At 75.2% G+C, this 10,832-nt stretch carries 7 protein-coding genes; all 7 read right to left on the reverse strand.

What is annotated here, in order from left to right:
* Nucleotides 1-314: 314 nt before the first annotated feature.
* A complete protein-coding gene (locus tag ACWDD9_RS42360; protein ID WP_449814602.1) occupies nt 315-2,081 on the reverse strand; it encodes a restriction endonuclease in 1,767 nt (588 codons plus the stop codon).
* Nucleotides 2,082-2,195: 114 nt separating this feature from the next.
* Nucleotides 2,196-4,016: a hypothetical protein gene (locus tag ACWDD9_RS42365; RefSeq protein WP_449814603.1), complete on the reverse strand. Its 1,821-nt coding sequence runs from the start codon at nt 4,014-4,016 to the stop codon at nt 2,196-2,198.
* Nucleotides 4,017-4,494: 478 nt separating this feature from the next.
* Nucleotides 4,495-5,151, reverse strand: coding sequence for a YigZ family protein (locus ACWDD9_RS42370; RefSeq protein WP_049659555.1), 657 nt, complete (start codon nt 5,149-5,151; stop codon nt 4,495-4,497).
* Between the two features lie 171 nt (nt 5,152-5,322).
* Nucleotides 5,323-6,612 carry a DUF6986 family protein gene (locus ACWDD9_RS42375; protein ID WP_387830903.1) on the reverse strand — a complete coding sequence of 430 codons (1,290 nt, stop codon included), beginning with the start codon at nt 6,610-6,612 and terminating at the stop codon, nt 5,323-5,325.
* 109 nt (nt 6,613-6,721) lie between these two features.
* A complete protein-coding gene (locus ACWDD9_RS42380; protein ID WP_449814604.1) occupies nt 6,722-8,320 on the reverse strand; it encodes a DUF2637 domain-containing protein in 1,599 nt (532 codons plus the stop codon).
* Between the two features lie 246 nt (nt 8,321-8,566).
* Nucleotides 8,567-9,232, reverse strand: coding sequence for a response regulator transcription factor (locus ACWDD9_RS42385; RefSeq protein WP_049659962.1), 666 nt, complete (start codon nt 9,230-9,232; stop codon nt 8,567-8,569).
* Entirely contained in the window at nt 9,184-10,593 is a 1,410-nt protein-coding gene (locus ACWDD9_RS42390; protein WP_449814605.1) for a sensor histidine kinase, read from the reverse strand. The genes ACWDD9_RS42385 and ACWDD9_RS42390 overlap by 49 nt, the downstream gene beginning before the upstream one ends.
* Between the last annotated feature and the right edge of the window lie 239 nt (nt 10,594-10,832).

Consider the following 10,832-nt stretch of genomic DNA (forward strand, 5'->3'; position numbering starts at 1 on the left):
CGGTCCGGCTCCTTCACAGGTCCGGCCGAGTCGCCGGGGCCTTCGCCGGGTGGTGCGCCGAGCGCTCTGCCCATTCCTCTCCCCCTGGGATCCGCCTGTGGCCGGGCCGACCGCCGACCGTACCGGACGCCCGTTCGACGGTGATCACCCGGGGGTGCCGGGGCCGGGGTGCCGTTCCCCCAGCCTCGGCCCGGACCTGCCGGGGCGCCCGACGGATGGGCCGTTCGGGTGAGGCCGGCGACGGGCCGACCCGCCGGGACGGGGCGGTGGGCAAAGGCTGCCGAGCAGGGCCGATGTGGTGAGCGGGCGGCGGGTCAGCCGCCGGTGGCGAGCGGGAGGCCGAGGTGGGTGTGGGCGAGTTCGCGGACGCCGTCGCCGTCGATCAGGTGGATGTGCCGGCGGCCCTCCTCGGCGGTGAGGTCCAGCACCTCCTCGGTGAACCGGCCGGTGGTCAGCCGCAGGCCGCGCTCGGCGGACTCCTCCCCGACCGCCTCGGCCAGGGTCTCGATCTGCTCGGCGCCGATCGACCCGGTGTCCCGGGAGGCCCACACCACCCAGCGGCCGGGCAGCGAGGTGCCGGGGGCGCCCTCGCCGGTGGCGACCAGCCCGGCCGGGCCGCGCAGCCGGACGCTCCACTGCGCGATCCCGCCGCGGGTCAGCAGGTCCCGCACCAGCTGGGCGAACTCGTTGGCGGACAGGTCGGCGGCGGCCGGCACGGTGGCCCCGGCCTGGGCGGCGGGCCGGACACCGGCCCGGTCGTACGGGTCCGGGGTGACGGCGGCGCCGAGCTGGCGCAGCCGTACCAGGGCCTCGTCCTGCTCGGCGTCGGCGTAGACGCCCTCGTCGTCGCGCTCCTCGTACGGGGTGCCCGGCGGAAGCAGCCGGGTACGGGCCAGTGCGTCGCGGTCGGCGTCCACGCTGACCAGGCAGAGCGGCTCGGCCGCGGCGGGATCGCGCAGCCAGCCGTTGAGGACGACGCCGGCGAGTATCTCGTCGGTGTCCACGGCATCGGCGGCCTGCAGGGCCCGCAGGGCGAGCCGGGCGACCAGCCGCAGGTAGTCGGTGGCCCGGTCCGCGGGCGGGCGCGGCACCGGGAGGATGTCGCCGTCCGGGGCGAGCCGGTAGCCGGCGAGCGAGGGCACCAGGTCGAGCGGCGGCAGGTCGAGGTCCAGGACGGCGGTGCGGGTGAGCGGGCGGAAGACCGCCCGGCAGGGGGCGGGCAGGTCCTGGGTGGCGGTCTCGGCGGCGGCCAGCGCCCGTTCCAGCAGCGACTCCACGGCGGCCGGCTCGGCCAGCCGGTAGGCCCGACGGCACTCCTCCAGGCTCTCGTTGTACTCGCGCACGGCGCGGGCCCGGGCCTCCTCGGCCGCCTCGTGGGCGCGCCGGGACTCGTCGGCGGCCGGGCTGCCGGCCTCGGCCCGGCGGGTGCGCCACTCGCGCAGGGCGCGCTGGTGGGTGAGCCGGGCCTGGGCCAGCTCGCGCTGGTAGCCGGAGTCGAGCAGCCGGCGGGACGGGCCGCCCTCCGGGTCGGCCACGGGCGGTTCGGCGGGCGCGAAGTCCTGCCAGCGGGGCTCGGACTCCTCCTCGGCGCCGCCGCCGGGGCCGTCGGCCGGGTAGGGGCGGGGCTGGTAGTGGCGCAGCTGGCTCTCGAAGTCCATGGCGGAGACGGGCAGCGCGGCGCGGCGCAGCAGGTCGGCCAGCCGGTCGTGCTCGGCCTGGACGGCGCGGGTGCGGTGGTGGGTCAGGGTCGCGGCCCGGGCGTGCGCCGCCACGGCCTCGTCCGGGTCGGCCTCGCCGGGGCCGGGCTCGGACGGTCCTTCACCGGTCGGTCCGTTGCCAGTGGGGCCGTTGTCGGTGCGCCCATTGCCAGTGGGTCCGCTGTCGGTCGGTCTGTCACCGGTCGGCCCGTCGCCGGACGGGCCGTCACCGGTCGCACCGCCACGGGGGCGGTCGGCGGCGGCGCCGTCCGGCTCCTGGCCGTTCTCGGCTCCGAGGTCGCGGAAGACCGAGGCGAGGAAGCCCGGCCGGGGGAACTGGACGGTGGCGGTTCCGTCGGACTGGCCGTCTGCTGAGTACTGCATCGGTCGTCGTTCCCCCATGCTCGTCCGGCGCCTGCCCGGGGCGATCGGCGAACCTGTGGGCCCGCCCCTGCCGGACATTGTCCCCCGAACGGGCGCGGCGGTCAGCCAAGCCGCTCAGTTGGTCCGGGTGTTGGTGAGGTGCAGGCCGATGTAGCCGACGTAGATCCGGCCGCTGCCGGAGCAGTCGTCCAGGTAGTGCAGCCGGGGCGCGGTGCGGCCGCCGCCGATCCGCAGGTGCGCGCCCATGAACGCGCGCCGGGAGGAGTCGACGCATTCCGGGACCGGCAGCATCCGCTCGCGCTTCCACTTGGTGTGGCTGAACACCGTCCGGGACTCCCCGCGGACCGCCTTGCGGGGCGGGAAGCGGTGACAGCCCTCGGGCGTGCGCTCGCACCACTGCTTGAAGTCCCCGCCGGCCGCACCGCGCACGGCCGCCTCGGCGTACTCCTGGAGTGCCGTCAGCCCGTCCCAGGCGAGCCGGGCCCAGCCGGCGCCGGCGCACTGCAGCTCGTCCAGGGCGAGCGCGACCTTCTGGTCACCGGTGAAGGTCACCAGCGGGAACTCGCCCAGTCTGGCCATGAGTTCGGTGAAGGTGTCGGGCGTGCCGCAGCCGTCGGGGGGCTGGACCACGGAGTGCGGCCCGCCGACCGGTCCGCCGCCCGGCGCCACGCAGTGGCGCCCGGTCAGGGCGCGGGCTCCGGAGCGGAGACGACCCTCGCGGACGTCCCGGCCGTCGCGGCCCTCCCGGCCCTGGCCGCGTTCCCGGTGTTCGCGGCGCTCCACGCGCAGGGTGTGCCGGACCCGCTCCAGCTCGTCGGCCCTGGCCTGCTGCTCGGCGCGGTCCTGTTGCTCTTCCCGGGCGAGCGCGGCCAGCTCGACGCCCTGGTACGGGGCGGCCGGGCCGGAGGTCCGTTCGACGACCTGCTCGGCGGTGCCCGCGGGCGCCCCCTCGACGGTCTCCTCGGCCACCTGACCGACGGCCTGCTCCGCGGCGTGTGCCACGGCCTGCTCCCCGGTCTGCCCCGCGTCCCGGCGGAGCTGCGGCGGCGGGACGCGCAGCACCGGGACGGCCGCCAGCGACGGTGGCAGCGGCTGCTCCGCGGCCAGGCGGCGCGGCTCGCGGGCGAGCAGCCCGGCGGCGCGGCGCAGGTCCTCTTCTATTCGGCCCCGGGCGAGTACCGGATGTCGGGCGCTGTCCTGCCGGGAGGCCGGGTCGACCTCGGGCAGGTAGGTGCGCACCGCCCCGCCGTAGACGGTGTGGTACTCCAGCGCGACGTTGAACCCGGTGCGGGCGCCGGGGTCCAGCACGTAGGCGGTGGCGAGGCCGGGCAGCTGCTGGCAGAGCGGGGCCACCACGTCCCGCACCCAGCTGTCGAGCGGCAGGTTCACCGGGACGCTGGCCACCACGGTGGGCAGCCTGCGCTCGGGGTCGCACAGCTCGTCGATCAGGGCGTCGACCTCGTCGGCCGTGATCACCCGGGGGCCGGAGTGCACGACGGTCGGGCCGTCGGTGGCGTCGAGCAGCGGGAGGAGCGTGCGGGCGAGTTCGGGCACCGGCACCCGGCACGGGGTGCGCACACCGCTGCCGGTGCTGTGGGTCTCGGCCTCCAGCCGGACCCAGGTGGGGCCGTCGGAACCGGTGGCCACGGTGAGGGTGAGCTGCTGGGTGCCGTGCGGGGCCGGGGTGCGCAGGCGGCGGCGGTCGTACCGCCCGGCGCCCGGGCCGCCGCGCAGCGGACCCTGGTCGCGGTCGAGCAGGACGCGCTCGCCCAGGCGGAGGCGCTCGGCGGTGGGAGCCGGCTCGGTGCCCTGCTCGGCGGGGGCGCGGTGGGCCGGCGGGGGCTCCTCGAAGCCCTCCTGCTTCAGCCAGCAGGCCAGTTGTTCGTCGGCCAGGGCGACGGCCTCGGCGTGTGAGAGGGCCGTGGTGACCGTCATCCGGTAGGGCGTCGCGGGGCCGCGGGGACCGGGCAGGTCTGCGGCGGCGTGCGAGCGGACGCGGTTCGGGGCGGGGCGGTTCGCGATCGGATGGTTCGAGGTCGGACGGCTCGTCGGGTGGTTCGTCGAGTGGCTCGTGGGGCGGTTCGAGGTCGGGTTCGTCGCGGACTGGGAATTCGAGGTCGATCGATCCGAGGTCATGCGCATACCTCCGTGGTGCGGGGTGGGGTCCTGTGTCCTCCATCGATGGTTTCGTCCGGTTCTGCCGGAGCCTTGCCCAGGAAACGCCACGGCCCGGAGCGGAAGTTCCAACTCCGGGCTACGACACTACGTTCGGGTGAATCTGCTCAAGCGGTCTTCCGCGTGGCGCGGGGCCTGGGCTACGGGAAACGGCCGGTCACGGGCCGTCCGACGGATCGTCCGACCCCCGGGGCCCAGGAGCTACCCCCCGCCCCCGCGGCCAGAGCGGCACCTCGGGTCAGACCGGCACCTCGACGTACGTGCGGCCGGCCGGGACCGCCACCGCGGTACCGCCGGTCGCCTCGGCCAGCCAGGTGTGGAAGTCCGCCACGTCCGGCTCCGGCACCCCCACCTCGATCCGCACCCCGGCGGCCTCGTAGGCCAGGTCGCTCACCGTGTACCCGGCCGCCCGCAGGTCGTTCTCCACCCGCCCGGCCCGGACGTGGTCCACCGTCACCGCGAGCAGCGCGACCGGCCTGCGCTCCAGCAGGCCGACCTCGTCCACCGCCTCCGACACCGCGTTCCCGTACGCCCGCACCAGGCCGCCCGCGCCGAGCTTGATCCCGCCGAAGTACCGGGTGACCACGGCGACCGTGTCGGTCAGCCCGCGTCGGCGCAGCACCTCCAGCATCGGCACCCCGGCCGTGCCGCCGGGTTCGCCGTCGTCGCTGGAGCGCTCGCGGCGCTGCTCGTCGCCGACCACGAAGGCGGTGCAGTTGTGCCGGGCGTCCCAGTACTGCTTGCGGATGCCCGCGATGAAGGCCTGCGCCCCCTCCTCGTCGGTGACCCGGGCGAGGTGGCAGATGAACCGGGACTTCTTGATCTCGGTCTCGTGGCTGCCGGCCCGCCGGATGGTGAGGTACGGCCTGGCGGTGGGCTCCGGCGTGGCGGACATGGCGCGGGGGTCCTCCCGAGGACGGTGAAGGCTGACGGCGCGCGCCCCGGGACACCGGGGCGGCACCGCCAGCCTAGTTGGCGCACGACGGGAGGGATCAACGGCCGGGGGCCGGGAGCCTGCCGAGCCGGAGGATCGACGGCCGGGACCCGGCTGTCGGACGCGGGCGGGTCAGCGGCCGGCCAGGGCGTTCAGCCGCCCGCGGTCCAGGCCGGTCAGCGCGGTGACCTCGGTGAGGTCGACGGCGCCGCAGTCCAGTCCGCGCAGCAGGTAGCCGCTCAGCGCCCGGGCGGTGGCCGGCTCGTCCATCACGTCGCCGCCCGCCTTGGCGACGTACGCGGCCAGCCGCGCGGCGGCGGCCGCCAGGCCCTCGCGGTAGAAGGAGTAGACCGCGACGTAGCGGGTGGGCAGGTGTGCCGGGTGCATGTCCCAGCCCTGGTGGTAGGCGCGGGCCAGCGAGCGGCGGACCAGGCCGTGGTGGAGCTTCCAGGCGGCGTGCACCTGTTCGGTGGAGCCGGTCGGGACGACGTTGGTCGAACCGTCGGAGAGCCGCACCCCGGTGCCCGCGGCCGCCACCTGCATGACCGCCTTGGCGTGGTCGGCGACCGGGTGGTCCATGCTCTGGTGGGCCGCGCTGACGCCGCAGGCGGCGCTGTAGTCGAAGGTGCCGTAGTGCAGGCCGGTGGCGCGCCCCTCGGCGGCCTCGATCATCCGGGCGACGGTGGCCCGGCCGTCCGGGCCGAGGATCGCCTGGGTGGTCTCGATCTGGATCTCGAAGCCGATCCGGCCGGCGGGCAGCCCGGCCCGGCCCTCGAAGTCCTCCAGCAGCCGGACCAGCGCGGTGACCTGCTCGGCGTAGGTCACCTTGGGCAGGGTCAGGACCAGGCCTTCCGGGAGCCCGCCGTTGGCCAGCAGGGTGGCCAGGAACAGCTCCAGGGTGCGGATGCCGCGGGCCCGGACGGCGGCCTCCATGCACTTGGTCCGGATGCCGAGGTACGGCGGGGCGCCGCCCTCGGCCACCGCCGCGGCGACCAGCTCGGCGGCGCGGACGGCGGCCGCGTCCTCCTCGGCGTCGGGGCGGGGTCCGTACCCGTCCTCGAAGTCGATCCGCAGGTCCTCGACCGGCTCGCGCTGCAGCTTGGCGCGGACCCGGGCGTGCACGTCGGCGAGCAGCTCGTCGTCCGAGACGCCGAGGGCTCGGGCCAGTTCGGCGGGGGTGGCGGCGTGGCGGTCGAAGGCCTCCAGGGCCCGGCGGCCCCACTCCCGCACGGTGTCGGCGCCGAAGGCGTCGGCCGGGACGTAGACGGTGTGCACCGGCTGCCTGGTCCCGGGCTCACCCGGGTAACGGCGCGCCAGATCGGCGTCGACCGGGGCGAGCAGCGCCTCCACGGCGGCACGGGCCCCGGTGGAGAAGGAGGCCCCGTCCGCCGGCCCGTTTCCGTCGACCCCGACCCGTGTCATCCGCACTCCCCATGCCGAACCAGCGCTTCAACAGTTTGTTGAGGCGAAGGTAGCTCCGGCGGGATCGGGCGTCAATGGCCGCCCGAGCCCTGGACGGTGGCGGCGGCGGTCAGTCCCGCCCGGCGGCGGCGTAGCGCTCGTTCAGCTCCGGGTAGAGGTCGGCGACCTCCTTGGGGTGGACCGAGCCGTCCGGTCCCTTGCCGGTGACGCCGTACTCCCTGGTCAGCCAGTCGGCGAGGCGCTGGGGGTCGGGCTGGTGGCTGTGGGCGTCCATGTACGAGACGAGCGCCGCGTAGGCGACGTCCGGGTCGAGGCGCGCGGGCGCCGGGGAGAACGCGGACTGCTCGGCGCGGGCCGACTCGGCGGCCGGGACCGGCTGCGCGAGCTCGGTGGGCTGGGCGAACTCGGCGGGCTGCTCGGGCTGCTCGAACTGCTCGGACCGCTGCTGCGGGCCGACCGGGTGCTGGGCCTGCGGACCGGGCGCGGGCGCGGGGGCCGGGCCCGGGGCGACGGCTGCGGCAGGGGCGGGGGCGGGCTCCTCGGCGACCGGGCGCGGGGGCTTGAACCAGGGCGAGGCCTGCCCGGGCACCCGACCGCCCGGGGCGGCGTCGGTCGGGTGGCCGGTGGTGCGGACCGGGCGCTCGGTCCAGACGTTCAGCTCCTCGCCGCGCGGCTGCGGGGCGGCCTCCGCCGCCGCGTCCGGCTCCTGGGCGGCCCGCAGCCGGACGGCGGCCAGCTTCGCGAGCATCGGCGCGGCGACCTCGGCGGACAGCGGGGCGACAGCAGCGGGCGCCTGCAGCTGCGGCTGCTCGGGCTGGGCCTGCGACTGCCCCTGGACCTGGTCGGGCTGGGCGTGCTGGACCTGCGGGGCGGCCGGCTGGACGGCCTGCGGTGCCTGCTGCGGGTGCGGGGGCTGCTGGGCGTGGGCCTCGGCGGCCGGGGCGATGGCCGCGGCGACGCGGTTCTCCTGCGGGGCCACCCCCGGCGTCTCCTGCTCCGCCGGCACCTCCTTGACGTCGCGCGCCCGGCCGTCGTCGTCGAGCCGGTCGAGCAGCGCCGGGTCCAGCGGCACGCCGAACTTGGCGAGCTTGAGCGGCAGCAGCGCCTGGATCGGTGCCGAACGGCGCCAGCCGCGGCCATACCGGAAGCGCAGCTGCGCCCGGTAGACCAGGCGGTTCTGCTCCAGCCGGATGACCTCGTCGTAGGAGCGGAGCTCCCAGAGCTTCATCCGCCGCCAGAGCCGGAAGGTCGGCACCGGGGAGAGGAGCCAGCGCATCACCCGGACCGACTCCATGTGGCGGTCCGCAGTGATCGCCGCGATCCGGCCGACCGCGTGCCGCGAGGCCTCGACCACGACGACGAAGAGCACCGGGATGACGGCGTGCATCCCCATGCCCAGCGGGTCGCCCCAGGAGGCGGCCGCGTTGAAGGCGATGGTGGCGACGGTCAGCAGCCACGCGGTCTGCCGCAGCATCGGGAAGGGTATCCGCAGCCAGGTCAGCACCAGGTCGAGCGCGAGGAGCACGACGATGCCGGCGTCCACACCGATCGGGAAGGCGTAGGAGAAGGCGCCAAAACCCTTCTGCTCGGCCAGGTCGCGCACCGCGTTGTACGAACCCGCGAAGCCGATGCCCGAGATGATGAAGGCACCGGCCGCGACCAGGCCGAGCAGGCCCCGATGGGCCTTGGTGAGCGTTGGGCGTGCCATTACGTCTATCAACCCCTGGATGTCGGCTGCTGCCGTACGCTGCCTCGGCTGCCGGGTCCCGTTTGGTCGGGCCGCCGGACCCCGTTGGTCGGGCCGCCGGACGGCTGGGCAACCTCCGGGCTCGGCTCACCGGAGTTTACTCGTACAGGTGTTTAGCGTGCCCACAGCCTGGGGTGTCACAGTGCGGCGGCCCGGCACCCGGCCCCCGGCACCCCGCGGGGTCGGAGCGGAGGCGCCGCCGGATCGTCAGCCGGTCTGCCCCGCCGTGCCGTTGAGGTAGGTCAGCACCGCCAGCACCCGGCGGTTGGCGTCCTCGTCGGGGGCGAGTTCGAGCTTGCCGAAGATGTTGGCGATGTGCTTGGCCACCGCGCCGTCGCTCACCGAGAGGCGGGCGGCGATCGCCGAGTTGGAACAGCCCTCGGCCATCAGCTCCAACACCTCGCGCTCGCGCGGGGAGAGCCGCAGCAGCGGACCGGGCCGGCGCGAGGTGGTCTGCATCAGCTTGGCGATAACGTCCGGGTCCATCGCCGTACCGCCCGCCGCCACCCGGCGGACCGCGTCGATGAACTGCCCGGCGTTGAACACCCGGTCCTTCAGGAGGTAGCCGATCCCCCCGGTGCCGTCGGCCAGCAACTCCCGCGCGTAGAGCTGCTGGACGTGCTGCGACAGCACCAGCACCGGCAGGCCCGCGATCTCCCGACGGGCCTTGAGCGCCGCCTGCAGGCCCTCGTCGGTGAGCGTCGGGGGCAGCCGGACGTCGACCACGGCCACGTCCGGCCGGTGGGTCAGCAGCGCGTCCAACAGCTCGGGCCCGGTCTCCACCGCCGCGGCGATGGTGAAGCCGTGCGCTTCCAGCAGCCGGATCAGGCCTTCGCGAAGGAGGTAGAGGTCCTCGGCGAGGACAACTCGCACGGCAACTCCAAGGTGATGGTGGTGGGTCCGCCCGACGTGCTGTCGATGGAGAGGACACCGTCGAAGGTACCCAATCGCTTCTCGATCCCGCGCAGTCCGGTCCCCCGCGAAGGGTCCGCCACCCCCACCCCGTCGTCCGTCACCGTGACCCGTAGGAAGCCGGCCCGGTAGAGGATGTCCACCCACACCTGCTCCGCCTCCGAGTGCTTGGCCGCGTTGGCCAGCAGCTCGCAGATGCTGAAGTACACGGCGGCCTCCACCGGCGCCGGCGGCCGGTCCGGCAGGCTCACGCACACCTCGGTCGGCAGGGCGCTGTCCAGCGCCAGCGCCCGGACGGCGTCGCCCAGCCCGCGCTCGGCGAGCACCGGCGGGTGGATGCCGCGCACCAGGTCCCGCAGCTCCTGGAGGGCCCGGGCCGAGGACTGGCGGGCCTCGGCGAGGAGCTCCCGCGCGGCCTCCTGGTCGGTGTCCATCAGGTGCTCGATGGTGCCCAGCGTCATCCCGATCGCGACCAGTCGCGCCTGGGCGCCGTCGTGCAGGTCCCGCTCGATCCTCCGCAGCTCGGCGGCCTGGTTGCCGACCGCGTCCGCCCGGGTCTCGGTCAACTCGGCCACCCGCCTGGTCAGCTGGGCGTTCGTCGCCCGGCCGTCCTGGTCCAGCACCCGGCGGGCGGCCTCCACGTACCCCCGCACCGCGTACGGTGCCGCGAGTATGCCCGCGACGATCATGGCGGCCCCGAGCACGGCGCTCAGCAGGACGGCCACCATCCGGCTGCTCAACGGGCCGAACCCGTCCGCCGGCACCGGACCGGCCAGGATGTAGGCGCCGCCCAGCCCGAGCAGGACGGCCACCGGGCCGGCCAGGGCCACCACGAGGAACGGGTTCGCCAGCAGCCAGAGCAGCTCGGCGCGGGTGGTCCGGTCCCGCAGGCCCCAGTGGACCACCTGGACGTACTTCGCCACCGTCCGCGACCGGTGGTAGGTGTAGCCCGTCCACCAGTGCCCCCGGCCGTCCAGCTCCAGCTCCGGCCGGGGCTCGTAGACCACCGGCAGCCGGATGCCGAACCAGCGCTCCAGCTGGCCGCGGGTGCGGTTCGCGGTACGGCGAATGCTGGCGGCGGCCACCACGGCGCCGACGGTCGCTGCCACCAGGAGCGAGAGGAAGACGCCCAGGTCGTACGACTGCAGGAGCCGGGCCGTGACCGCCCCCGAGCAGATCGCCGCGCCCACCGGCAGCACCACTCCCGGCACCGCGGCCAACACCACCACACCGAGCCGCGCCAGCCCCTCACCGCCGGCCTTGAAGGCCGCCTGGGCCTGAGCACGTACGGACGCGCCGCTCGTACGACTCACTGTTGTCACGGGAAGCTCCTGATGCCGGTACCGATCGTCCTCCATCAGTCTTCACGAACCGTCCATCACCCACACTGGCCATGGCACCCCAAAACCGAGGTAGACCTAGGACCACCTGTGAGTGGAGGAAGTGACACCGACCGATGAGACAGTCTGAAAACGCGAAGAACCCCCATCCGGGACCCGGATGGGGGTTCTTCTGAAGAATTGTTCGGCGGCGTCCTACTCTCCCACAGGGTCCCCCCTGC

The organism is Kitasatospora sp. NPDC001119 (genome assembly GCF_053598475.1).

Bases quoted from the DNA above. Each gene is read 5' to 3' on its own strand.
- ACWDD9_RS42360 (WP_449814602.1), bottom strand. From the start codon at position 2,081: ATGCAGTACTCAGCAGACGGCCAGTCCGACGGAACCGCCACCGTCCAG.
- ACWDD9_RS42365 (WP_449814603.1), bottom strand. From the start codon at position 4,016: ATGACGGTCACCACGGCCCTCTCACACGCCGAGGCCGTCGCCCTGGCC.
- ACWDD9_RS42370 (WP_049659555.1), bottom strand. From the start codon at position 5,151: ATGTCCGCCACGCCGGAGCCCACCGCCAGGCCGTACCTCACCATCCGG.
- ACWDD9_RS42375 (WP_387830903.1), bottom strand. From the start codon at position 6,612: ATGACACGGGTCGGGGTCGACGGAAACGGGCCGGCGGACGGGGCCTCC.
- ACWDD9_RS42380 (WP_449814604.1), bottom strand. From the start codon at position 8,320: ATGGCACGCCCAACGCTCACCAAGGCCCATCGGGGCCTGCTCGGCCTG.